This is a genomic window from Kineosporia corallincola, assembly GCF_018499875.1.
In the GTDB taxonomy this organism is placed as follows: Bacteria; Actinomycetota; Actinomycetes; order Actinomycetales; family Kineosporiaceae; genus Kineosporia; species Kineosporia corallincola.
This window is the reverse complement of record NZ_JAHBAY010000015.1, coordinates 178150-201942: the sequence shown is the minus strand read 5'-3', so window position 1 is coordinate 201942 and position 23793 is coordinate 178150. Positions and strand designations below refer to the sequence as shown.

General features: G+C 67.4%; 21 protein-coding genes and 1 tRNA gene. 16 read left to right on the top strand and 6 right to left on the bottom strand.

Annotated features, from left to right (window positions below):
* Positions 1-150: 150 nt before the first annotated feature.
* The 7 genes from KIH74_RS29750 (at position 151) to KIH74_RS29720 (ending at position 5677) form a co-directional block, all read left to right on the top strand.
* Complete coding sequence (locus KIH74_RS29750; RefSeq protein WP_214159695.1) at positions 151-480, top strand: hypothetical protein; 330 nt, start codon at positions 151-153, stop codon at positions 478-480.
* A gap of 112 nt (positions 481-592) precedes the next feature.
* Positions 593-787 carry a hypothetical protein gene (locus KIH74_RS29745; protein WP_214159694.1) on the top strand — a complete coding sequence of 65 codons (195 nt, stop codon included), beginning with the start codon at positions 593-595 and terminating at the stop codon, positions 785-787.
* Complete coding sequence (locus KIH74_RS29740) at positions 784-978, top strand: hypothetical protein (RefSeq protein WP_214159693.1); 195 nt, start codon at positions 784-786, stop codon at positions 976-978. Before KIH74_RS29745 ends, KIH74_RS29740 begins: the two co-directional genes overlap by 4 nt.
* Positions 978-2540, top strand: a complete 1563-nt coding sequence (locus KIH74_RS29735) for an FtsK/SpoIIIE domain-containing protein (RefSeq protein WP_214159692.1) — start codon at positions 978-980, stop codon at positions 2538-2540. Before KIH74_RS29740 ends, KIH74_RS29735 begins: the two co-directional genes overlap by 1 nt.
* Positions 2530-4263, top strand: coding sequence for a replication initiator (locus tag KIH74_RS29730; protein ID WP_214159691.1), 1734 nt, complete (start codon positions 2530-2532; stop codon positions 4261-4263). Before KIH74_RS29735 ends, KIH74_RS29730 begins: the two co-directional genes overlap by 11 nt.
* Positions 4260-4460 (top strand): helix-turn-helix domain-containing protein, encoded by a 201-nt coding sequence (locus KIH74_RS37135; protein WP_214159690.1) that lies wholly within the window; start codon positions 4260-4262, stop codon positions 4458-4460. Before KIH74_RS29730 ends, KIH74_RS37135 begins: the two co-directional genes overlap by 4 nt.
* Positions 4461-4528: 68 nt before the next feature.
* Positions 4529-5677 (top strand): tyrosine-type recombinase/integrase, encoded by a 1149-nt coding sequence (locus KIH74_RS29720; RefSeq protein WP_214159689.1) that lies wholly within the window; start codon positions 4529-4531, stop codon positions 5675-5677.
* Between the two features lie 230 nt (positions 5678-5907).
* Here the strand turns inward: KIH74_RS29720 and KIH74_RS29715 are convergent, their stop codons facing one another.
* The 4 genes from KIH74_RS29715 to KIH74_RS29700 form a co-directional block, all read right to left on the bottom strand.
* Positions 5908-7365 (bottom strand): hypothetical protein, encoded by a 1458-nt coding sequence (locus KIH74_RS29715; protein ID WP_214159688.1) that lies wholly within the window; start codon positions 7363-7365, stop codon positions 5908-5910.
* 316 nt (positions 7366-7681) lie between these two features.
* The gene (locus KIH74_RS29710) at positions 7682-8263 is read right to left on the bottom strand and encodes an SMI1/KNR4 family protein (RefSeq protein WP_214159687.1); all 582 of its coding nucleotides are present in this window, start codon (positions 8261-8263) and stop codon (positions 7682-7684) included.
* Complete coding sequence (locus KIH74_RS38995; RefSeq protein ID WP_214159686.1) at positions 8260-9552, bottom strand: NucA/NucB deoxyribonuclease domain-containing protein; 1293 nt, start codon at positions 9550-9552, stop codon at positions 8260-8262. The genes KIH74_RS29710 and KIH74_RS38995 overlap by 4 nt, the downstream gene beginning before the upstream one ends.
* A gap of 739 nt (positions 9553-10291) precedes the next feature.
* Positions 10292-11203, bottom strand: coding sequence for a putative endonuclease domain-containing protein (locus KIH74_RS29700; protein WP_214159685.1), 912 nt, complete (start codon positions 11201-11203; stop codon positions 10292-10294).
* Between the two features lie 533 nt (positions 11204-11736).
* Here KIH74_RS29700 and KIH74_RS29695 point away from each other — a divergent pair.
* Positions 11737-12642 carry a hypothetical protein gene (locus tag KIH74_RS29695; protein WP_214159684.1) on the top strand — a complete coding sequence of 302 codons (906 nt, stop codon included), beginning with the start codon at positions 11737-11739 and terminating at the stop codon, positions 12640-12642.
* Between the two features lie 326 nt (positions 12643-12968).
* Here KIH74_RS29695 and KIH74_RS29690 read toward each other — a convergent pair.
* Positions 12969-13044, bottom strand: a tRNA-Lys gene (locus KIH74_RS29690).
* A 259-nt stretch (positions 13045-13303) separates the two neighbouring features.
* Entirely contained in the window at positions 13304-14164 is an 861-nt protein-coding gene (locus KIH74_RS29685; RefSeq protein WP_214159683.1) for a phosphotransferase enzyme family protein, read from the bottom strand.
* Between the two features lie 28 nt (positions 14165-14192).
* Between KIH74_RS29685 and KIH74_RS29680 the strand changes: the two genes are divergently transcribed.
* The 8 genes from KIH74_RS29680 (at position 14193) to KIH74_RS29645 (ending at position 23784) form a co-directional block, all read left to right on the top strand.
* The gene (locus tag KIH74_RS29680) at positions 14193-14834 is read left to right on the top strand and encodes an HAD family hydrolase (protein WP_214159682.1); all 642 of its coding nucleotides are present in this window, start codon (positions 14193-14195) and stop codon (positions 14832-14834) included.
* Positions 14835-15074: 240 nt separating this feature from the next.
* Entirely contained in the window at positions 15075-15569 is a 495-nt protein-coding gene (locus KIH74_RS29675) for a hypothetical protein (protein ID WP_214159681.1), read from the top strand.
* Positions 15569-16909: a hypothetical protein gene (locus KIH74_RS29670; protein ID WP_372492145.1), complete on the top strand. Its 1341-nt coding sequence runs from the start codon at positions 15569-15571 to the stop codon at positions 16907-16909. The genes KIH74_RS29675 and KIH74_RS29670 overlap by 1 nt, the downstream gene beginning before the upstream one ends.
* Positions 16906-18306: a vWA domain-containing protein gene (locus tag KIH74_RS29665; protein ID WP_214159679.1), complete on the top strand. Its 1401-nt coding sequence runs from the start codon at positions 16906-16908 to the stop codon at positions 18304-18306. Before KIH74_RS29670 ends, KIH74_RS29665 begins: the two co-directional genes overlap by 4 nt.
* Before the next feature lie 45 nt (positions 18307-18351).
* Positions 18352-19470 (top strand): ATP-binding protein, encoded by a 1119-nt coding sequence (locus KIH74_RS29660; RefSeq protein ID WP_214159678.1) that lies wholly within the window; start codon positions 18352-18354, stop codon positions 19468-19470.
* Positions 19467-22343, top strand: coding sequence for a DUF5682 family protein (locus tag KIH74_RS29655; protein WP_214159677.1), 2877 nt, complete (start codon positions 19467-19469; stop codon positions 22341-22343). The genes KIH74_RS29660 and KIH74_RS29655 overlap by 4 nt, the downstream gene beginning before the upstream one ends.
* A 7-nt stretch (positions 22344-22350) precedes the next feature.
* Positions 22351-23304, top strand: coding sequence for a D-2-hydroxyacid dehydrogenase family protein (locus tag KIH74_RS29650; RefSeq protein WP_214159676.1), 954 nt, complete (start codon positions 22351-22353; stop codon positions 23302-23304).
* A 99-nt stretch (positions 23305-23403) separates the two neighbouring features.
* Positions 23404-23784 carry a VOC family protein gene (locus KIH74_RS29645; RefSeq protein ID WP_214159675.1) on the top strand — a complete coding sequence of 127 codons (381 nt, stop codon included), beginning with the start codon at positions 23404-23406 and terminating at the stop codon, positions 23782-23784.
* Positions 23785-23793: the final 9 nt, after the last annotated feature.

The following is a 23793-nucleotide window of genomic DNA, read 5'->3' as shown; positions in this document are numbered from 1 at the left end:
TTCAGACAGAGCTGAGGCCGCAGGGAAAGCTTTTCCGCTGTTCGTTGGAACGGCCGGGAAGCGGGCGGTTGGATGACGAGAACGGGAGTCGCAAGAATGGCTGTTGAGGGCCGTATCAATGTCCGTCACGAGGATGTTTTCACACAGCCGGTGCTGATTCTTTCGGTGGACGCGGTGGAGGACTTCGACAAGCGCAAGGCGGGGAATGCCGATCCGCAGGAACTCGACAAGCAGACCGGTCAGCGGTTGTGGGCTGTCTCGTTGCTGGACCCGACCGCGCAGCAGGGTCGGCGTGAGATCAAGGTGAAGATCCCGGCCGATGTGCAGCCGGTTCCCCCGGCCGGGCTGATGGCTCCGGCGGAGTTCGAGGGGTTGCAGGTCATCCCCTACCTGGACTCCAACCGGGCCAAGCCTCGGGTGGCCATTGCTTACCGGGCAACGGGTTTCAAGGCCCCGGCTCGCTCGCGTCAGACGTCGTAGTGCAGGCGCTCACGCTCATGTGATCCCGGCTCCGGCCCGGCCCTCGCACCGGGCCGGGGCCCTCTTTTCACCGTTGCAGAGCTTCACGCGGGTCCCAGGATTGAGGTTCGAAATGCGTTCCAACAGTGGCAAGAACAAGCGTCGTGGGCCGTTGGCCAAACCGTGCCGCACGTGCGGTGACGTGAAACCGGTCGGGCGGCTGCACTTCGGCCAGTGCCCGGAGTGCGCGCACCTGGTCGCGCTCCCGCTGCGGGGTGAGGGCGGGCGGTTCATCTCCTTCGCCGGCCACAACGGCGGCGGACTGTGAACAGCGACGGGGACAAGCTACTGGCTGCCTGCTACGCGAGCGGCCGGGCCGACGTCTGGTTCGACCCGGAGCGCGACATCCCCGACCACACACGCCTGGCGAAGCTGCGCGAACTGTTCGCCGGCCTGCGCCGCGATCTCGACCTGGCACCGGCCGACTACGACGACCCCACGGATGGGAGCAACCTCTGATGCTGGTCAACGGCACGCGGGTGGAAGACCTGGCCGGCACCGGCCTCACCACCCGACAGCGCTACGTCGTGCCCCTGTGGGTCACCGTGCCGCTCTTCCTCGCCCGGCACACGGCACGGGCCGTGGCCTGGCTGGTGCGCCACGCCCTCACGTACTGGGGAATCTCGCTGCCGCTGCTGGTTCTGCTGCTGGTCTGGGCCCGGTTCGGGCGGCTGGAGGCGGTCACCGTGCTGGTGTGGTGGATGGCCCTGGGCCTGGCATGGGCCTACCGGTGGCCGGCCTCGTTCAGCACCGCCGTCGCGCAACCGGCGCGGGGCGTGTGGCGGTGGACGACGAAGTACCGGCGCCGCTGGCACCCCGCCATGGACGGCACCGGTCTGACCCGGATGACGCCCGAGCGGCAGGTTTACGTACCGGCCGTCACCCGGGTGCGTTCCACGGCAGTGGTCGACACGCTTCACCTTCGGCTGCTGCACGGGCAGACTCCGGCGGACGTGGCGGCCCGGGCCGAGGGCCTGCGTCACGTGTACGGCGCCCACCGGTGCAGCGTCATCGAAGACGGTCCTGGGCGCGTGCGCGTGCTCTTCTACGCCAAGGACCCGCTACGCCGGATCGTCGCACCGCTGGATCCCGCCCCGACGCCGGTGCTGGATGCGTTGCCGGTGGCCCTGGCCGAGAGCGGGGCGCTGTTCCTGCTGTGGTTGCTGGGCCGGCACGTCCTGATCGCCGGGGCCTCCGGAGCAGGTAAGGGCTCGGCGGTGTGGTCGATCGTCCGCTCCCTCGCCCCGGCTGTCCGGTCGGGCACGGTCCGGCTGCGTGGGGTCGACCCGAAGGGCGGGATGGAACTGTTCCCCGGCCGGGCCCTGTTCGCCGAGTACGCCGATGAGGACCTGACCGCGATGGTGGCTCTGCTGGAGCGGGCCGTGACCGACATGAACGCTCGCAAGCAGCGTCTCAAGGCCGCCGGGCTGCGGGTGTTCGTCCCGTCCGAGGATGACCCGCTGGAAGTGATCCTGGTCGATGAGCTGGCCTTCCTGACCGCCTACGCCCCCAAGGACGTCAAGGCGAAAGTGGCTTCTGCACTGCAAGTTCTGCTCTCGCAGGGGCGCGCCGTGGGCTACAGCGTGGTGGCGGCGCTCCAGGATCCGCGCAAGGAGGTGCTGCCGTTCCGGGACCTGTTCACTTACCGGATCGCGCTGCGACTGTCCGAGGATTCCCACGTCGACATGGTCCTCGGGGACGGGGCGCTGGAGCGGGGAGCGGCCTGCCACCTGATCCCGGCTGGCCTGCCCGGCATCGGTTACGTCCGGGTGGAGGGCGCCGCCGAACCGGTCCGGGTCCGCTTCTCCTACCTCACCGATGCCGACATCACCGACATGGCCAACCGGTGGCCGGCCCCGGGCAACACGGCCTGGACCACCAGCACCCTCCCCGGCTCTCTCGACCCTGACATGGACGACATCTACCGTCCGGGCACCGAAACACGCTCTGAGAAGTCGACTGTCGCGGACGTCTACCCGTTCCGGTACTGGACGAAGGGAGAGCACGACCTTGACGACTGACCCGATGAAGCCCCTGGGCACCTCGATCTCGAACCTGACCCGCAACAGCCGCGCCGAACGCGCCCGCATGCCCGTCGCCCTGCACGTCGCCGAAGACGTCGCCATCGCCCACGGCGTGTGCGTGCGTCCCATCACGCAACGCGTCACCGACACCCACACCGGCGAAGTGACCCTGGTCGACGTCCCCTGCGGCGCCACCCTCGAATCCAAGTGCCTGCCCTGCGCCGAACGCGCCCGGCGCCTGCGCGTGCACCAGTGCCGCGCCGGATGGCACGCCGAGACGGACCCCATCCCCGACGAAGATCCCTCCAACGGCGCACAACAAGATCTCGTGGCTATCCGCGCCGACGTCACCAGTGCCCGCGACGAATTCCTCCACCTCGGCGACCGCGACGCCGCCGAAGCCGCCACCGAGAGCCTCGATGCCATCGACGCCGAACTCCGCGACCTCGGCGTGCGTGGATCCCTCGACCGCGAAACACCGTCCGGCACCCGCCGCAAGCGATCCACCCGCCGGCGTCAGGACGCACCCGACCTCCCCAAGCGCGCCATGGCGAAAACCACCGTGGGACAGACCTTCACCGGTAACAACGGGCAGGTCTACCGGCCCTCGATGTTCGTCACGGTCACGCTGCCCGGTTACGGACGCGTCGACCGCCGCACCGGCGTCCCGCTCGATCCGGGCCACTACGATTACCGCCGCGCCGCCCGGGACGCGATCCACTTCCCGAAACTAATGGATCGCCTGGTGCAGAACCTCCGCCGCGTCGCGGGCTACGAAGTCCAGTACTTCGCCACCGTCGAACCACAGCGCCGCCTGGCACCGCACGCCCACATCGCCATCCGGGGCACCATCCCTCGCACCCTGGTCCGTCAGGTCATCGCCGCGACCTACCACCAGGTGTGGTGGCCGACCGCCGACACCCCGGTCTACGTCCGGGAGGACGAGCTACCGGTCTGGGACGAAGACGCCGACGCCACCGACCCGGCCGGCACCCCGGCCGCCGAACCCGCCGGCTACCTCGACCCGACCACCGCCGAAGTGCTCCCGACCTGGGGCGAAGCCCTCGACGACCTCGACGCCGACGACGACCTCGAACCACAGCACGTGGTCCGCTTCGGCGCCCAGTCCGACATCCAGGGTCTGCTGGCCGGCTCCCCTGACGCCGACCGCCGGGTCGGTTACCTGGCGAAGTACCTCACCAAGGCGATGGGCACCGCCCACGGCGAGAACACCGAAGCCGCCGTGACCGCCCACATCGACCGCCTCGTCCACGCACTCAAGTTCGAACCCTGCTCCCCCACCTGTCCGAACTGGCTGCGCTACGGAATCCAGCCCAAGAACGCCCGTCCCGGAATGGTTCCCGGATCCTGTAAAGGCAAGGCACACCGCCGCGAGAACCTCGGCTACGGCGGCCGACGCGTCCTCGTCAGCCGCAAATGGTCCGGCAAGACCCTCACCGACCACCGCCACGAACGTCGCGCCTTCGTCCTGGCCCTGCTCGGCGTCGACCCCGACGACGCCACACGCGCAGACAAGACCAGCGACCGCTACGTCTGGGAACCGGTCAATCCCAACGAACTACCGCCACTATCAACGCGACTGCTCCATGCCATCAGTCAGCGCCAGACGTGGCGCTCGGCCTACGAGGCGGCCAGGAACGGCGGGCCACCGAAACCACTCCACCGCAATATGTTCGAAACCACGGAAGGTGCAGCGTGAACGACCGGCTTCGACGGATCTCTCCTCTCTGGAGCGTCACGGACGTCTCTGAATATCTCCAGGTCCCGGTGCAGACGCTGTACTCCTGGCGCTCGACCGGTGGCGGCCCTCCGGCCCGGAAAGTGGGCAAGTACCTGCGGTACGTGCCAGAAGACGTCGTGGCCTGGGTCGACGGGCTCGGGACGGAGGTGGCCTGATGCCGCGCCCTTCCTTGCCTTTGGGGACGGCCGGCACCATCAGCACGCGCAAGGAGGGTCGTGTGTGGGTGGCCCGGACGAAATATCGGGACCTGGACGGGGTGGTACGGAAGGTCAAGCGGTCGGGCAAGAGCGCGACGGCGGCTGAGCGGGCTTTGAAAGAAGCACTGCGTGACCGCGAGACTCCGGCACAGGGATCGGAGGTCACCCCCTCCACGAAGGTGTCCAAGGTGGCCGATCTGTGGCTGGCCGAAGTGCTGCGGGCGGTCGATGACGGAGTCCGGAGTCCGGGGACGTACGACACGTACAAATCCGTGTACCGCAACCATGTTCAGCCGGCGCTGGGATCGCTGACGGTTCGTGAGGTGACCATCCCGGTGGCGGACCGGGCACTGAACACGATCAAGAAGAAGTCGACCGGCCGGGCGCGAACCGCGAAGATCGTCATCTCAGGGATCATGAAGTACGCGGCCCGGCACGGTGCGGTGACGTTCAACCCGGTCCGTGAGGTGGCCCGGATCGACAGCAGGCCGAAGCGGCGTCCTCGGGCCCTGACGGCGGCGGAGCGTCAGCAGTGGCTGAATGCTCTGGAGTCGAGCGAACGGGCGCGCACGTGGGACCTGCCGGACCTGACCCGGATGATGCTCGCGACCGGGTGCCGGATCGGTGAGTGCCTGGCTATCGGCTGGTCCCAGGTCGACCTGGAGGACGAGACAGTCGACATCGCCTGGCGGCTGGTCCGGAAGACGGGAACCGGCCTGCTGCGGCTGCCCTCGACCAAGACCGGTGAGCAGGGAGAGCGCCTGATCCCGTTGCCGGCCTGGGCCGTGGCAATGCTGAAGGAGCGCCGGGAGCGGATCGGGGCGGATGTCGAGCCGATCTTCCCTGACTCGCTCGGTGGCTGGCGGGACCCGTCCAACGTCCGCCGGGTCTGGCGTGAGGTGCGGGACGACGCGCAGATGACCGGGCTCGTGAGCCACACGCTGCGCAAGACGGTGGCGAGCTTCCTCGACGACGCCGACGTGTCCACCCGCAAGATCAGTGACCAGCTGGGGCACTCCAAGGTGAGCATGACCCAGGATCGCTACCTCGGCCGGCGGTTGACCGACCGGCAGACCGCCGACGTCCTCGGCTCCATGTTCGGTGACCCGGAACGTCACTCCGAGTGTCACGAACAGGAGCCGGAGAGCGGCGGCAGCCGGGAAAAGGGACCGTAAAAGTCCCCTGCATGCCAGCAGGCCAGAGCGAGAACGCTCTGGCCTGCTTCTATGTGGGCCTAATTAGTCAGCATACGAACCCATTTGTGCTGGTAGCGGGGCCTGTCGTTGCGGTCCGGGCGGTGGCAAAGCGCCAGTTCGGCGCCTGATCACCCCGCCGACGACGTTCATGCGGGCTCGCGCGGCCGGTAGGCAGACGGACGCCCCTACCGACCGCGTGAGCCCGTTGCCTATGCAGCATCCCGTTGTGGGAATGGGCGGAGTACATGGGGTGCGCTGGCTGGCGGGAGAGGCTCAGGGTGATGGGCGGCGGTGTCGACGTTCCCGCCATGGGTGAAGTAGCTCGGCAGTTGCGAGTGGACCAGGTAGACCTGCAGACGATGACGCAGGCCGAGTACGACGCGGCAGTGCGCGCGTTGTCGGCGCTGATCGCCGCATGGTGGCAGCAACATCCGGACGGTTTCCCGGAACAGCGGAAGCCTGATACTCGGTAGTCCACAGACTCTCATTACGCATCGCGGGATCATCCCGAGATCTCGTGCCGGCTTCGGGAGTCCATCGTCGATTGCGGCGAGGAACTGCTCGATCTGGCCGCCGCGACCGGCGGTGACGTGGATGTGCGGGCCAGGCCGCCGCCAGCGGCGGTCTGGCATCCTTCTTCTGGCGTCAGCCTGACCTGGTCGGGAAGTTCGCTGCGGATGCTGGTAGCCAGGAGGCGATCCAGTTTCCCTTGAACTCGCTACAGCGAACGTCAGACGAGTGATGTGGTCTGTCGCGTCGCGAAGGTCCTTCTCAACGGCCGTCAGCTCGCCGAGCGTCTGGGCGGTCCCGATGGCCTGAGAACGGCCATCGGCAATTTGCCAGCGCTCTGCGTCGCGTGCTTCTCGTGCCCAATCCTCCAAGTAGCTTTCCATCTCTTCGGCAGGAATACGACGCAGGTCACTGACCGGCCGCATGACATGATCTCCGCGAATCAGCCATTCCTGGTGCATCAGGGCGTTACGTCGCCCGCTCGCACTTCTCGCCTTGTCTGCGGCGCCGAGGACCTCGTCGCGCATGGTGCCGACCAGGCGCACCTCGGCTGCTTTCCGGACTTCTTTCGCCTGCACTGATGCGGACGCGCGCTGGCAATTGGACGGATCGAGGCTGCGGTCCAGGTGGGACCAGAGTCGCCCCATCGCCGCGTCAAGCCGACTGGCCGCTACTGCGATTCGTCCGATCTCTTCCAAGACTTTCGAGCCTGGGTACACAGGAGAATTCCAGCTGCCCCTCGGGCGCGAATCAAGTCGTTTTGGCGTCTTCGGATCTATAGATGAGAAGGATCGGTTGACCCTCTTGCTGAGGGGGCAGGTCCGCAGCGAGACCATCCGCTTGTACAGCTGCCCGGTGACGGTCCGGTCCCCGCGCAGGAACCCGCTCAACGGCTGGCAGCCATCTGATCGGCCAGGGCCAACGCGCGGGCTGAGCAGCGCCGTCACGCCGGCGGCGAGGCAGGAGATCACCGCGGCCAGCACGAGGCCGACCCGCAGGCCGTGTCCGAACCCGGCAGGGGTGGCCAGCAATGCGCCGAAGACAGCCACGGCCAAGGCACCGCCGACCTGACGGCTGGCACTGAACACACCGCTGGCAGTGCCGGTGCGCCGAGCCGGGACGGCGTCGAGCAGCAGCAGCGCGGTCGTCGCGGGCATGATCAGAGGTCCGGACAGCCCGACTGTTGTGGCTGTGCGTCATGGGTGGAGCCTAATCGGCCGGAGCCCCCAAATGGACGCCAAAAACCCTGCATAATCCGGACTTCGATGCGGACGAGGTGGCACGGCGCTGGCCGGCCCCAGCTGGATGAACCGGCCATGATCGCCGCGATCGAGTTCGTGCTGACCCCGTCGACGACGACCCCATGCTCCTCACACGCAACCGGGCCGTACTACGGATCCCGCCGTCTGCCCGCACGCGGGGCCCGCCCCGAGAACATGGACGATCACGAGACGCAGGTTGGTCAACCCACCGTCATCGCACATATCCTTCGTGGGTCATCCGCCTCGACAGGGCTTTGGACTGTTCCGGAGTGCGATGAACGACGATGGAATCGTAACTTCCACCGCCTCCGGTCCATACACCAGATTCGAACTGCTCGACCCACCAGCCTACTAACGTGGTCAGGGAATCGACCCGGAACTCCGCAGGCGCTAATTCGGGCACCTTGCCCACCGTGCCAACCTCCGAACGAGCGGACCTCGGCCCTCGACAGTCAGCCACCAGAGCCACCCCGCCAGGATTCTGGGCCAAGGGGAACCATCCCCCATTCTCCTCTTCAAAAAGTTCAGCGGTGACATGTGTGTCATAGTGCTCGAACGCTTCTTCTAGGCTCAGCAGACGCCATCCAGCCGCGACCCAGGCCTCTCCAACACCGCCGTCGTGCCAGGCAAACCAGTCCACGACCTCTTCGGAAGGCTCCATCTCCCACGCGCTCAGCGCCTGCTCGATCTGCGCCGTCGGCAACCCCGGCCGCACCCTGTCTGAGCACGGCAGACCGTTGCGCCTCCATTGCTCCTCGAGCCTGCCAAGAAGAACCGTCAGCTCACTCATCATGCTCCGTCCTGACACCATGCCTGTGACGGGTGACCGTACGAGGCTCCGGATGGACCTTCCAGGGGGATCACGAGGAAGGGGCGGTTATCCACGTTCACCGAACAAACCTTGAAGAAATAACCCAACAAGCGCCCCTCCTTACTATTAGCGTCACCCGGAATATTCCTGAGCGAGGCCCCGGGGCCGCCCTCCAAGGTACTGCGGAAGGGGTATTCATCGCAATGCTCACCCGCGATTTTGTCCGTACACGGATATTGAGACTGATACCACCCTTCGGGGGCCCTCTCCGTAGTTTCAGCATAACTCAGCTGTGCAGGCTGATTGCTATTTAAAATAGCGAAGGCATCATGCTGGGCAGCCTCAAACACGTCCGATCCGGGCATGAAGATCGGGAGATTCTTGCATTGTTGGACCGTAGCATATGCGAGGCATGTATCAGCAGCCGCGTAGGCCTCTTCTTGAGCATCCTCGGCGAGTCGGTATTCGCCATATTGCTGAACGCGGGTTTTCTTTTGCTGCAAAGCCGTGAAGACCTCCGCGAAATCACAGTCGCTGAGCGGGACGGCTATATTTCCCCACATGCAGATCTGCTGCGTTCCATCAGTGGACCGCTGAAGAGAACAGTCGCTACCTCCCGCCAACCGCAAGCAGGAGGCATATCTTCCAGCCGGGTCGGTTAAAGCCGAGCTCGCCTTCCAGTTATACAAGTCAAATCTGCCGTTAGGGCCATCAACGTAGGCATGCCAAGCGGTGACGTATTGACCATTGGCGCAGTCAACATTGGGCGCGAACTCCGGAGCTACCGGCGCCGAGTCGAACGTCCCGCCCGAAACGGTTCCAGATTCTTCGCCATTCGTCCCCGAGCACACGTAATCCGCCTGAAGCTTCCATACAGGTTTGATGTGTTCCACGGGGATCGTGGCATCTGTTACCCAGCTTCCGGTCTGCCGGACTCGCAACGAGACATAGATCCCGGTGATTTGCGAAGGGTCGCGGATATAAGAGTCTCTATTCCATTGAACATGATATGTATCTACCGAAACGTCAGTTGTGCTACCCCACATCCAATACAGATTGCCTTCCTTATCTGCCCCGTATGTAGTGACATAGTACTGCTGTTGCTCGCGAGGAGAAATTTTCCAAGTCTCGGTGGCATCAAATGCTGGCCAGCCACCTGCATCGCGAGTGAAATTGTGAAGAGACAAGTCCATGACGTTGCTGGTGATTCCGTTGGCACCGCCCTGGCCTTCTGGGTGGAAAGTGAACCACTTTTCTTTCGCGAATTTCACGCCTTCAACGGCGGCGGTACCAGTCGCGAGGCCAGCTACGAAACCACTTCCCGCTACGGCCAAGGGAACTGCAGCCGCCGAACACGGGCCTAAGGCTGTGCATGCCGTGGCCCCTTCACCTAGGGTTGCCAGTACTGAATTGGGAACCAATGCAGGGGAGGGTGCAAGCGCTGCCGCGCTAGGCGCGAGCGCCACATTGGGCCCTACAAGGCAGATCGCAGCTGTCAACGCGACTACGAAACTGCTGACAAACTTCCGGACTTGCACCCGAATTCCTTTCATCGCCGCTCTCGCCACATCGCTCGACTGACGAATAGGTGACCACAACCTGGGAACTACCTGTGCGGTTATCGCAATGAGTGACCCAGATGGCGTACAAAAGAGCGCTCCCTAGACCCATACGGAGTAGCTGGCTACACAGGGCAGGCGACTGAAACGTCCTGGGCGGCATGCCAAAATAGGTACAGGACCCGGACTCCCTGGCAGCCGTTCATCGAGCAATACAGAACGGATCGGCCTTAGTTCGATGGCAACGGCGACATCATCCTCGTCGCCGTGCCCGGCAGTCGGACCGACCCATCTCACTCCAAATGAGCTCGGCCTCTTGGTCTCTCAGTGGCCGGCGGCTTGACACCCAATCTGTACGGGACCTCGCCGCAGCGGTTCCGGCGGCCCTGTGCGGTATCGCCCGGCCCTTCGGCCCGCTCACCGTCGGCGCAGCCCGGCGGCAAGGGTGGACTCAGGCCATCTTTTGCTGAAGATCGTCGAAGAAGGACGTCAGCATCGACGTTGCGGTGGGGGCTTCCAGCTCTTTCCCTCCGAATCGGTAGACTTCGTAGCCGGCCAGCCGCAGTCGACGGTCCTCGGCCATCATTTCGGCGTACAGAGTGGTGTTGGCTCGACCCGTGTCGTCGGCGTAGTGCTGGCGGCCGTCGACTTCGATGACGATGCGGTGGCGGTCGCTGAACAGCAGCAGAAAGTCCATCCGTTGCCGCATCAGCGGACTGCTCGCAGCACCTCTGGTTGCGCGGGTGTAGGGGTCGTAGTGCAGGTAGACCTGTGGGATCAGGGCCGGGATGTCGAAGCCGTGCGTCCTGTAGCGGCGGCTGTAGGTGTCGAACAAGAGCCGCTCGGCACCGTTGTTACCTAGGCTGGCCAGAAGGCGGTCATGCAGATGAAGGCCTACGTCCCGGTCACTCATCTGCTGCAGTTCCTCACGTTCACGCCACCAGTCGATCAGCCGCTGGAAGGTCAACCCATCGGCCGGGATCGGCTTCTCGAAGACCAAGCAGTACTGCCCGTTCTCGGTGATCTCGACATCGTTGCTGACGGCATCACGTAGTACGAGCTTGGGTTTGGGGCCGTTGGCGGCGAAGATGAGGTTCTTCGCCGGTGACCCCACTCCGCCCCGTTGGGCGTACGCATCGATCAGAGCGCGCAACCGCGACAGATCCGCGCTCAGCGCGAGATCGACGACGATGCGTCGACTTAGAGCGATCAGCTGCGCCAGCGTCCAGCCCGGCGTGTAGGCCCTGATCAGCTCGCGCTTGGTCAGCTCGGGAGCAACCTCGTCCAGGCTGGCCGGGTGCGGCCAAGCCAGCTTCAACTCATCGGACAGGATGAGGTCGAGATTAGAACGTGTCTCGCTCATCAGTACGTCCTCAATGGCCTCGCGAACCGACCGAATTGACAGCAGCACCGGCCTGGGTGCTGTCGGCGCGAACAAGTCGGCAGCGATCCTGTTCCAATCGCTCATTCGAGGAAGTCGTTCGTTGGAGCATCGGCCAGAATCCTCACAACGTCGGCCAGATCATTGGGGCACTCCTTCGCAGATAATCAGCGAGCCATCAGGATTGCGGTGTCTCCAAACCCCTTACCTGCGCAAGGCATCCAATCTTCGATTATACGTCCATCATTCGCCGCAACCTGGCCACGCTCGCGCCGTCAGGCCCGGATGCTGGTTGGAAGTCCTGAGAAGGAAGTTCCGCAAAGTGGTGCTGCTGATATGCGTGAGCCATGAGGGCGCTACTGCTCCAGAGGTCTCCCCAGACTCGGAGGAGACGGTTCGGTTCATCAAGCCCCGAGTTCGGGGCCCGGCCAGAGTTTCGCGCCTGGACTGCGGGGACAAGCCATGCGCTGATATGTCAGGCTTTCGACAACGCGAGATTTGGGGAGGTTTCGGGCGTGTCAGAAGTGGTGGGCATACCCGTAGCAATCGACTCCCGCGGAACGCGCCATGGCCGAGACACCATCGACGAGACCCCGCGGCCGTTCGATGGCCGCCTGCCCCTGCACTGCGGCGGCTGTCCTGCCCCCGTCAGCTCTCGGCGGGGGCACCAACGTCGCAGCGAGGGCGGCACCATCAGCGTCAGCCCACACTTCTTCCTCAAGCCCGGAACCGAACACGACCCAGGATGCCCCTTCGACTTCCGGGCCCGGGCCAACGAGATCGCCCGAAACCACCGAGGTGCCGTTCAGCGGGCCGGCGATTACTACGAACTTCTCCTGCCTGACCTCAACCAGCAGACGCCCTCAGAACCTGCCACCACAAGGCGCCAGAGCTCATCCATCTACCGTGAGATCAGCACCGACACGTCACGCAGCAAGCTGATCCCCGTCCTGAACGGCGCCGCACGGATCGCAGCCTTGCTGAGGAACTACCAGGACGACGAAGAGGCCGCCGGCCGGTTCCAAGCTCGCCATCAAGGCTCCACGATCGCCTGGAAGGACTTCTGCGTCGACGCGCAAACCGACATCACCGCCGCGTTCCACAGGAGCCTCGCGCACGGCTACCCCCTCGCTGTCCACGGTCTGGCCGGCACGATCGAGACCAAGAGCAAGGGCGAGCAGCCCTACTTTGAGATGCGCACCCGCCGCCCACCGAGGCAGGGCGGGCAAGGGTCGTCGGCGGGACCCAGGGCTGTACTCCGGTCCGCCACCCGTGACTCGTTCCGCGCAATCGACGCGGCCCCCGACCGTCGCTGGCTAGCGATCAGCGAGCGGTGGCGCGGGTACCCCAGCAACGAGTCGCCCCGCTTGATCAATCTCTGGATCAACCAGTGGTGGCAACTGACGACCTGGCGCGACTGAACCACCAAGGAAGCACCGCGCTCCAGGGGGTGCCAATCTCGTTCGCGCACCGCCGGAGAGCACTGCCTGCCCCTCGACAGCCAGACCTCCTCACCCGCGCCCACCGTGCTGCCGCTCGGGCGCGAACGTTCCAATAGGCGGCTGTCCTCGGCTGACCCTGCCTTGCCAGACTCTCCTGGCGCTCACGAAGAGTCGCCACCCGGCCGAAGACCTAATTGCGCACGAACCCAGTGCCAGCTCGCTGACCTGCAAAGTTGCCTCGGCGCCTCAAGGGGCAACCTGCGCAATAGTCCGTTTTCGCAGGTCAGGCGCTATGTAACTTGCAGTGGTGGGCCCCCGGGGGATCGAACCCCGAACCCGCGGATTAAAAGTCCGCTGCTCTGCCGGTTGAGCTAGAGGCCCGTGGGACGACGCCGACCCGCCCCTCAGGCTAGGGGAGGGAAGACCGGTCGGCAGCCGACCGGGGCGCAATCCCACCCATAGATTACCGTGCGGTAGGCCGAATGGTTGGCTACTCGCGGGTCTGGTGCCGCTTCGAGGCCAAAACCACACCCGTTGAGCCCTGCACTCCTCCCCATCTCGACAGTGGGCGATCGGTCGATGACGCACCGGTCATGAGCCTTGCCCAAAATTTGTGGACAACGAGGAGCCCGGGCCGGCCTCATCGTCGTCCATGATTGAACAGACCGCCCCGACCGGTCTTGCCGGCCAACAGCGGCGAGTGCCGGTGCAGATGATCCACCTGCCAGCGGAGGTCGGCCTTCTCGACCGGCAGCGCCGTGAGCCCGAGGAGCAACCAGGACCAGTAGACCGGCAGGATCAGATTCCACTCCGCGTCGGTCAGCGGGCGCACCTCGTCGTAGCCGCGTAGAACGTCGTCCTGGTGGCCGCGCCAGGACAACGCGAAGTCGGCCACCTGGAACGTGTGATGCGTTCCCTCGAAGTCCAGGACCCCCGTCAGCTGTCCACCGCTGTACAGCAGGTTCCAGGGGGTGAAGTCACCGTGAATGACACCGCTCGGGGCTTCCGGCGACGGATGGGCCGTGAACCATTCCAGTGCGGCGTCACGGCACCTCAGGAGCAGCGTCCCGGCCTGCGGACTGCACTTCTCGTACCGGCGGAGCCAGCTCTCCAGCTCGGGATCGGCGACCCGCTGGGCGGGCCCCGTCCATCCCTCACGCTGGTCGGTGATGCCGGTGGCGAGGGCATCCGAGTGAAGTTCGGCGAGCAGCCTTCCCCGGGCCCGGTGATCGAGCGTGTGGGCAGGTTCGCCGGGCAGTCGGTGAAACAGCGCCCAGACGCCGTTCTCGCCGGTCAGCGGCTCACGCGCCGGTTGCGGGGTCGGCCAGCCCCGCTCGCGCAGAGCTGCCGCCACCTTCAGCTGATAATCAATGGCGAAGGGGAAACGCTGGACGATGTACGGCTCGCCATTCCGTTCGGCTGCCCAGGTGCGGGTGGCTCGGGCACTGAGCAGATTTCCGGGCGTGATTCCCCAGGCTCTGCACACCTCGGCATCCACCACCTGAAAACTGTAGGCCTAGGCTGGGCCGATGCGGGTGGCGATCATCGATCTGGACGGAACGCTGATCGACCGGGACTCTGCCTTCGCCCGCTGGGCCGATCATTTCTGCGCCGAGAACGGCCTCGACCGTGTTCTGGTCGGCAAGCTGGACATTCGCTTCCGGTCACGGCGACAGCAGTTCTTCGCCGAGTTGGTCACATCCTTCGACCTGGCGGCGGATCCATCGGAGATTTGGGCCGAATATCGTTCGCTGATGCCCACCTTCGCGGCAGCATTTCCTGGCGTCCGGGAAGGATTGACGGCATTACGGGAGTCCGGCTGGCGGCTGGCCCTGCTGAGCAATGGGGAAGCGGACAACCAAAACGGAAAGCTCGAAAAGAACGACCTTCTGGAGTTTTTCGATATCGTCCGGATTTCCGGCGAGTCCGGCCTGCGCAAGCCGGATTCCGCTGCCTACCTGGACGCCGTTGCAGCCATGGGGATCTCGGGCGGAACACTGCCGTGGATGCTCGGCGACGATCCCCTGATGGACGTCGTGGGGCCCGCCCGGCTCGGCCTCTCGACGGCATGGGTCAGCCATGGCCGCACCTGGCCCGGCGGATCACCGGGGCCGGACCTCTCGGCCCGCTCCCCCGCGCAGGCCCTGCACCGGTTGTCGCAGGTCAGGTGACACCCATGGCCCGGTCCGCCTGACGGCTGCGGACCAGCAGCACAACGAAGACCGGAGCCCAGGAACAGCCTGAAGGACCACAGTGCTCTGGGGCTGATCCGGTGACGCTCAACCTACCGCTCCCATCGTTGCGGCCAGCATCGTGTCAGACCGGCCTCACCTGGGGCGATCCAATTCTGTCGGTGGTCTCCGCTAGAACTTCTGCCACCCGGAGGGGCCGGGCCAAGGAGGGCAGGGGTTGTGAAGCAGGACGATGCCGATCTGGCGCTCGGCAGCACGGTGCAGCAGGTGCCACCGGTGCATCCACGCAAGCTGGCCAAGGTTCCGTTCCTCGAGCTGTCCGAGGGGCGGTTGCAGGGGGTGGTGTCCAGCGGGTCCGACATCGAGCGCGTCTACGTCTCGTCCGTCTCGGCCGGCGACCACGGGCTGAGCTGCTCCACCAACAACAACCGGCCCTGCGGCGGGCTCGGCCAGGGCTACTCCTGCAAGCACATCCAGGCCCTGCTGGCCGAGGCCGAGAAGCAGTTCGGCGCGGCCCGGGTGGCGCGCTACCTGAGCATCGAGACGGCCGACGGGCAGCCCCTGTTCAGCGGCCTGCACCCGACCGGCGCCCCCAGTCACGCGGCCGAGGTGTTCAGCAGCTTCCTGCGGCACCTGGCCTATCTGGAACTCCCGGTCAGCACCGATCCGCTGCCCGAGCTCAGCTGGTTCCCGGCCGGGCCGGTGCCGGCGTGATCCTGAACGAGGTCCTGAGCGGCCAACCCGACGGTCTGGCCGAGGTGTTCGCCCTGGTCGACGGGTTCGACGAGGCGCTGGTGCACGGGCTGGGCCGCCCCGACGAGACCCACCTCCAGTCCCTGGCCGACCTGTCCGCGGTGTTCGCCGGCTCGCCGCTGGCCGCCCCGGTGGCCGACGCGATCGGCAAGATCGAGGCCGGGTCGGTCACCGACGAGCACCTGCTGGCCCTGGCCGGCGCCCGGGCGGCGCTGCTGGGGGCCGCCCACGACGCCCTGTTGTCCCACCTGGACCAGGCCCTCGGGCGCTCGCGTGCCGAGTTCGCTGACTCCGCAGCCACTTCCGTGGTGCCCCAGGCGGTTCGCTCCTGGCTGCGCGAGCTGGCCATCACCGGCTGGCGTGGGGTCGACCACGAGATCGCCGCCACCGGCTCCCGGGCCGTGCCCGGCCTGCTGGAGAACCCGGACCACCGGCGGCTGGCCGTGCTGGTCGACGGCTTCGCCGCGGAGCTGCGCGCCGGGGCCCCGGTGGCCACGCTGGAGCGGGTGCCGGCCCGGCGCTGGGCCGATCTGTGGACCCGCACGATGCTGTTGCCGGGCCCCGGCGCACCGGCTGCCACCGTCGACGGCCGCCTGCTGGTGCTGGGCGCCGATCTGCACGAGCACCCAACGGCTTTCGGAGTTCGGGTGCACGGCCTGCTGGAGACCGGCGACGAGGTCCGGCTCGTGCGCACCACCGTCACCGCGGCCAAGGTCGACACCATCACCGGGCCGTCGGTGTGGCGCATGCTCACCGGCTTCCCGGTGTTGCTGGGCGCTCTGGCCGGGCAGCAGTCGCTGGAGCTCGCCGGCATGCCCCTGACCGCCGCCGGAGACCTGCTCTGGAACGAGTCGCTGGCCGAGGCGGGCGAGGCGGCGGACCCGTTCGTCACGGCCCGCGTGCGGCTGGGTGGCGCGGCGGCACCGGTGGTCGCGCCGCTCGACCGGCACCCCGCGCTGATCACGGAACCCGTTCTGCTGGAGGGTTACAAGGCCACGGCCGAAGGCCTGGACCTGGGTGGCACGGTCGTGGCCGTCGACCCGCTGCCCGCCGCCGGGCCGCTCACCCCGGCGCTGGTCAAGGCGTCCACCGCCTGCATCGGGCTGCTGCGGCACGACGCCGGGCGCTGGTCGGTGCGGCCGCTGGCGGTGCAGGCCACGGTGCGTAAGAAGCCGGTCTCGGTGCACACCGGCGACTGGGCGCTCGGCCCCACCGAGGCCAGGGCCGCCAAGGCCGAAGCCACCGCCGGTGCCGCTGTCGAGGTGCTGCGCGAGCGCGCGGGAAGGCTGCTGCGGAAATGACACCCGACGAGACCACCCAGGCCCTGGAGAACCGCCGTCAGGTGCTGTACTGGCGGCTTCTGGCCAGGCTTTTCGACCCCGACGAGCAGCCGGCCCTGGAGACCGCCAGCGTGGCCGTCGTCGACGACCTGGGCCTGCCCGCGGCCCTGCTCGACCCGGCCACCTCGATCGACAGTCTGGTGCAGCGTTTTCCCCAGTTGGAGGCCGAGTTCGACGGCCTGATGACGGCGGAGAAGTCGCAGACCGGTGGCAGGGAGCTGGAGGTGCGCCGGGCCGCGCTGGCGTCCAAGGTGCTGTACAACGTGTTCGCCACCGGCACCGGTGAGGTCACCGCCGGTCAGCTGGCGCGCTGGCAGTCCGACGCCGGATGGTTCGAGCGGGCCTGCGGTTTCGAGCCGGGCGGGATGCGGGGCCGGGGCGCGGGTACGGGCTCCGGCTCGGGGGCGGGCGCGGGTACCGGCTCCGGCTCCGGGGCGGGCGTGGGCACGGGCCCCGGCAGCGGCCCGGCGCGGCTCGGGCCGGTGCTGGGTTCCATCGAGGGCGATCTGGTCAAGCGTATGCACCTGCGTGAGGTGCTGGCCGACGACCGGCTGGCCCGGCAGCTCACGCCGAGCATGTCGCTGATCGAGCAGTTGCTGCGCGACAAGGACAACCTCGACGGGGTGGCGCTGGCCAATGCCAGGGCGCTGATCAAGAAGTTCGTCGACGAGGTCGCCGAGGTGCTGAAGACCCAGGTGGCGCAGGCCAGTTCGGGAACGATCGACCGGTCGATCCCGCCGAAGCGGGTGTTCCGCAACCTCGACATCGACCGCACCATCTGGAAGAACCTGCCGAACTGGAACCCGGACGACCAGAAGCTGTACGTCGACCGGCTGTTCTACAAGCAGACCGCCAAGCGCATCACCCCGGCCCGGATGATCGTGGTGGTGGACCAGTCCGGGTCGATGGTCGACGCGATGGTGAACTGCACCATCCTGGCGTCCATCTTCGCCGGGCTGCCCAAGGTCGACGTGCACCTGATCGCCTATGACACCCGGGCCCTCGACCTCACCCCGTGGGTGCACGACCCGTTCGAGGTGCTGCTGCGCACCCAGCTCGGCGGCGGCACCGACGGCCGGGCCGCGCTGGAACTGACCCGTCCCAAGATCGCCGACGCCCGCAACACCGTCGTGGTCTGGATCTCCGACTTCTACGAGTGGCAGGAGAAGGAGGTGTTCACCGGCCTGGAGGCCCTGCACCGGTCGGGAGTGAAGCTGATCCCGGTCGGGTCGGTCTCCAGCGGTGGGCAGCAGAGCGTGAATCCCTGGTTCCGGCAGCGGTTCAAGGCCCAGGGCACCCCGGTGCTCTCCGGTCACGTGCGCAAGCTGGTGACCGAGCTGAAGACCTTCCTGAGCTGATCTTTTCGTCGTCCCCCCTTTAAATCTTGAACGAGGAGCCCTTTCATGAGTGAGATCCTGCGCGCCCCCGCCGAAGTGAAGTACGCCGAGGAACTCGAGTGGCTGGAGTCGGTCGACACCGGGCCGAAGCCGTTCTCCTGGCGGCTCAGCCCCAAGATGGTGCGCACGTTCGTGCTGGGCTCGGAGCGGGCCGACGGGCTCGACCGCGAGATCAGCCAGAAGTGGTTCGGTGACCGCAGCATCGTCGAGCGGGCCATCGTCACCCTGGCCTCCGACCGCGGCCTGCTGCTGATCGGCGACCCGGGCACCGGCAAGAGCTGGCTGGCCGAGCTGCTGGCCGCCGCGATCAGCCGCAACTCCACGCTGGTCGTGCAGGGCACGGCAGGCACCACCGAAGACCACATCAAGTACTCGTGGAACGTCTCGATGGTGATCGCGAAGGGGCAGTCCCGGGACTCGATGATCCCCTCGCCGATCATGAGCGCCATGGAGGGCGGCGTGATCGGGCGGTTCGAGGAGCTCACCCGGGCCACCAGCGACGTGCAAGACGCGCTGATCTCGATCCTGTCCGAGAAGTACGTGTCCATACCGGAACTCGACGACGACAACATCGTGTTCGCCAAGCCCGGGTTCTCGGTGATCGCCACCGCCAACAGCCGTGACCGGGGCGTCAACGACCTGTCGTCGGCGCTGAAGCGGCGATTCAACTTCGTCCGGATCCCGGTGGTCACGAACAAGAAGAGCGAGGCGGAGATCGTCCGTTTCCGCACCGAGGAACTGCTGCGCCGGCACTCGATCGAGCTGGAGGTGCCGCCGACGCTGTTCGACGTGCTGCTCCAGAGCTTCGCCGACCTACGGGCCGCCGCGGCCGCCGCCAAGACCGACGACGAGAAACTGGAGTCGGCCCTGTCCACGGCCGAGCAGATCGGCGTGCTCGAAGACGCCGTGCTGCACAGCACCTTCTTCGGTGAGAACCAGCTGACCGCCCAGACACTGGCCGGGTCGCTGGTCGGGTCGCTGGCCCGCCGCAGCCCGGAAGACCTGGCCATCCTCAACACCTACTGGCACGGCGTGGTGGAGCCGCGCAGCCAGCAGGAGACCGACGGCGGCCCGTGGACGGGCTTCCTCGAGGGTGGCCGCCAGGCGATCAGCGCCCTGTCATGAGTGAGGTCTTCGAGCCGCTGCGGCAGCAGCTCCTCGACGCCGCGGCCGCCTTCACCGGCGGCCCGGCGGCGCTGCCCGAGATCCTCACCGGCCTGGTCGACGACGTGGACCACGCCATGGCCGAGCCCCTGGAGATCTTCCCGGTCTGCCACCACTCCCCGGCCTCCGCGCTGGCGATGGGCCGGCGGCTGCGCGAGAAACAGCCCAGGGTGGTCTATCTGGAGCTCTGCGAAGACCTCCAGCCGCTGCTGACCGAGCTGCGCAACTGCCGGCTGCCGGTGGCGCTCCAGGCGTTCGCCTCCGACCTCGACGGGTTCCCGAAGGCCTGGGGCCCGCTGAGCGTGGTCGCCCCGGTCACCGAGGCCTCGGCCGAGTACCAGGCCATCGCCTACGCCCTGGAGACCCCCGGGGTGGAGCTGGTTCTGGTCGACCGCTCCGCCGACCACGTGTTCCAGTGGATGCCGCACGACCAGGAGCAGGAGACCCGGGACGACACCGAGGACGATCTGCACGGCGACGCGGTCGGGGTCGAGATCGGCGACCTGCGGCCGAGGTTCGCCGAGCTGGAGGAGCACCTGCTGCACCACGGGCGGGTGCGGCACTGGTCGGAGTGGTGGGACCAGTACGTGGAGCAGCCCCTGGCCGGGGCCGACCACGACACCTACCGCCAGGTGATGACGCTGATCGGCAGCCTGTTCCGGCGGCTCACGCCGGAGGGCACGCGGCGCCTGGCCATGGACGAAGACCGCGAGCGCTACATGTGGACGCGGATCCGCGAGCACCTGGCGGGTTCCGGGGTGGACCGGGCCGACTGTCTTTACGTGTGCGGGGCCTTCCACGCGGTCAGCCGGGTGGTCGAGGCCGGGTCCGAGCCGGGCACGCCCGACCTGGACATCACCCCACGCAGTGCCACCGCCTGGCTCTACGGGCTGATCCCCTCCAGTCACTCGGCGATCGAGGCGCAGTTCGGCCTGGCTCCGGGCTCGGTGTCGATCGCGGCGGCCACCTGGCAGAAAGAGCTCAGCCGGTCGCGTCTTTCACCGTTCCGGCTGACAGGCCAGAAGGGTGGACGACGCAAGACCGTCAAGGCCCTGCCCCCGGCCGCCGTCGCGGCGCCGGCCACCGACCGGCTCACCGGGTATCTGGCGGCTCCTCCCCCGCCGGGCGGCCTCGACGACGCGGAACTGCGTGGCTGGTGCGTCGACCTGGTCCGGCTGGCACGGCGGAACGGTTATCTGGCCAGCACGGCCGACGCGATCGCCGTGTTCGAGACCTCGGTGCTGCTGGCCGGTATGCGGGGCCGGGCGCGACCCACCCCGTACGACTTCCAGGACGCGGCGGTCACCTGCATCGAGAAGGACGTGGTGCCGGGCCGGCGGGACGTACGCCGGATCTGCGAGATCCTGCTCGGGGGCGACAAGGTCGGCCAGGTCGGCTACGAGGCGCTGCCACCGCTGGCCCGTGACGTGCACGACCGGCTGGAACCGCTGGGGCTCGACCTGACGTCGCGCACCATCCGCCGGGCGCTGCTCGACCTGACCGCGGATCCCGGGCTGGCCGACTGCTCGCGGCTGCTGTGGCGTCTCCAGTACCTGCTGCCGGGTCATGCCGTGCGCACCATCATGGGATCGCGGCGGCTCGGTGAGCGGTCGGTGCAGGAGAGCTGGGACCTCGACCTGGGCCGCAACCAGCGGGCCCTGATCGAGCTGGGTTACGAGGGCGTCACCGTGGAACAGGTGCTGGAGCAGCGTCTCCGGCATGCGGTGCACGATCCGAAGGCCACCGCGGCCGATGCCCTGAACGCCGTGGAAGACTCGCTGCGGCTGCTCGACAGCCCTCGGCTGAGCGACGAGCTGGGCCGGCGGGCGGTCGAGCTGCTCGGCGCCGAGCGCACGGTCGACGAGGCGCCGCTGGTGCTGGGCCGCATCCGGCGGCTGATCGCCTACTACGAGAGCCCGTCCCATCCCGGCGACGTGCTGCCCGGCTGGTGTCAGCAGTTCGTCACGGCCGGCTATGCGCACTACTGCACCCTGCTGCCCACGGCGTTCGGCGACGAGGAGACCGGGGTCCGGCAGGTGGCGGCCATGCTGGGCTTCCTGTTCAGCATGGAAGGGCTGGCCCTGAGCCTGGGCTGCGAGCGCACCCAGCTGGAACTGGCCGTGCGGCAGTCAGTTCCGTACGGCCCGGCGAAGACCGCGTTGTTCTGGGCGGCCCGGCACCAGCTCGGCGACCTGGCGGTCGGTGACCTGCGCGAGCACTGCGACGAGTTGCTGGCCAACCCTCTCGTCGTGCCCAGTTTCCCGCAGTACGTGGCCGGTTTCGTGCATGCCCTGGAGCCGGTCCCGAGGCTGGCGCCGTTCGTCGTCGAGACCATCTCGAAGGCCTTCGCCCGGCTGCCCGACCCGGTGCTGCTGCCCTGGCTGCCCACGCTGATCATCACGCTGCGCGAAGAGGCCGCGGAGCTGGTGCCGGTGCTCACGCGGGAGGCCGGGCGCACGTTCCCGGGTCGGCTGCCCGCGCTGGACGCCTGGACGGCGCCGTGGAACCGGGTGCCGAAGCCGGGCCGCCAGAGGGCGGGGCAGGGGGTTGGGCAGGAGGCCGGTCATCGGCAGAACCCGGTCGTGGCCGGGGCGCGCCGGTTGCTCGACGCCCATCCAGGGGCAGCGCTGGGGGTGGCCGGCCTGCTGGGCCGGCCGGGAGAGTGGACGACAGGCGGTGTGGCAGGGTGGCCCGAGGCGGAGCCCGGAGCAACGGGAACTGAGGCTGCGGCGACGGAGGTTGCGGCAACTGAGGCTGGAGTGGCTGAGGCTGTCCGGCTGCTCCAGACCCATCCGGCCACCACGAACGCGGTGGCGCAACTGATCGGAGGCTGATCCGGGCATGCCCGACATCACGGCGGTGGCGATCCTCGACGACTACCAAGACGTCGCCCTGACCTACGCGGACTGGTCGTCGTTGCGGCCCACGGTGTTCCGTGAGCCCTTCGCGGACGAAGACGCCGTGGTGGCCGCGCTGGAACCGTTCGACGTCGTGGTGGCCATGCGTGAGCGCACCCGTTTCCCGGCGGGTGTGCTGCGCCGGCTGCCCCGGCTCAGGCTCCTGGTGACGACGGGCCCGGTGAACGCCGCCATCGACGTCCCCGCAGCCCGTGAGCTGGGCGTCACGGTCTGCGGCACCGGGGGTGGTGGGCGTCAGGCCACCATCGAGCTGACCTGGGGCCTGATCCTGGCCCTGGCCCGGCACATCCCGCAGGAAGACCGAAGGCTGCGCGACGGCGGCTGGCAGCGGACGGTCGGTACCGACCTGGCGGGGCGGAGGCTGGGCCTGATCGGGCTGGGCGGGATCGGCAGCGCCGTGGCCCGCATCGGCCTGGCCTTCGGCATGGACGTGGCGGCCTGGAGCACGAATCTCGATGCGGAGCATGCCCGTTCGCTGGGCGTGACCCCGGTCGAGCGGGACGAACTGCTCACCACGGCAGACATCGTGTCGGTGCATCTGAGGCTGTCCGAGCGCACGCGGGGCCTGCTCGGTGAACGGGAACTGGCCCTGCTGAAGCCGACGGCGCTGGTCGTGAACACCTCGCGCGGCCCGATCATCCACGAGGCCGCCCTGTTGAAGGCCCTGCACGAGAGCCGGATCGGCGGCGCGGCCCTGGACGTGTACGACACCGAGCCCCTCCCGGCTGACTCCCCGTGGCGTTCGGCGCCCCGCACCGTGCTCACGCCTCACATCGGGTATGTCAGCGAGAACACCTATCGGTCCTTCTATTCCGATGCGCTGGAAGACATTCTGGCCTACTCGGCGGGGAGCCCGATCCGGGTGATCGGCGGGTAACCGATGCCCACGCCGGTGGTGATCCGGGGTAACTCAGGCTGGGCTGAACGGTCATCCGCCCTGGCTGACATCCCGGCGCCGACCGCATAGCGTCGTCCCATGCATCGGAGCCGATTCTCGACCCTGCTCATCGACGTGCCCCAGGACGAAGCCTCCGCCGCCGCATCATTCTGGTCGTCAGCCCTCGGCGTGCCGGCCCGCCCCGTGCCAGGGGAGGAACAGTTCACCAACATCAACGGTGCCTTTCCCGATCTGGTGATGGCCGTGCAGTCGATCGACGGCGCCCCTCGCTTCCACATCGACATCGAGACCGACGACCTCGACGCCGAGACCACCCGGCTGACCGGCCTCGGCGCCGTGGAGATCGGCCGCTGGCTGGACTGCCGCACCCTGCGGGCGCCGGGCGGGCACCTGCTCTGCGTGATCCCCGTGCACAGTGAGCAGGAGACCTTCGAGCGTCTGGCCACGGTCTGGGAGTGATGGTTCAGC

Bases quoted from the DNA above. Each gene is read 5' to 3' on its own strand.
- KIH74_RS29745 (WP_214159694.1), top strand. From the start codon at position 593: ATGCGTTCCAACAGTGGCAAGAACAAGCGTCGTGGGCCGTTGGCCAAA.
- KIH74_RS29735 (WP_214159692.1), top strand. From the start codon at position 978: ATGCTGGTCAACGGCACGCGGGTGGAAGACCTGGCCGGCACCGGCCTC.
- KIH74_RS29715 (WP_214159688.1), bottom strand. From the start codon at position 7,365: ATGCCCGCGACGACCGCGCTGCTGCTGCTCGACGCCGTCCCGGCTCGG.
- KIH74_RS29710 (WP_214159687.1), bottom strand. From the start codon at position 8,263: ATGATGAGTGAGCTGACGGTTCTTCTTGGCAGGCTCGAGGAGCAATGG.
- KIH74_RS29700 (WP_214159685.1), bottom strand. From the start codon at position 11,203: ATGAGCGAGACACGTTCTAATCTCGACCTCATCCTGTCCGATGAGTTG.
- KIH74_RS29680 (WP_214159682.1), top strand. From the start codon at position 14,193: ATGCGGGTGGCGATCATCGATCTGGACGGAACGCTGATCGACCGGGAC.
- KIH74_RS29665 (WP_214159679.1), top strand. From the start codon at position 16,906: ATGACACCCGACGAGACCACCCAGGCCCTGGAGAACCGCCGTCAGGTG.
- KIH74_RS29660 (WP_214159678.1), top strand. From the start codon at position 18,352: ATGAGTGAGATCCTGCGCGCCCCCGCCGAAGTGAAGTACGCCGAGGAA.
- KIH74_RS29655 (WP_214159677.1), top strand. From the start codon at position 19,467: ATGAGTGAGGTCTTCGAGCCGCTGCGGCAGCAGCTCCTCGACGCCGCG.
- KIH74_RS29650 (WP_214159676.1), top strand. From the start codon at position 22,351: ATGCCCGACATCACGGCGGTGGCGATCCTCGACGACTACCAAGACGTC.
- KIH74_RS29645 (WP_214159675.1), top strand. From the start codon at position 23,404: ATGCATCGGAGCCGATTCTCGACCCTGCTCATCGACGTGCCCCAGGAC.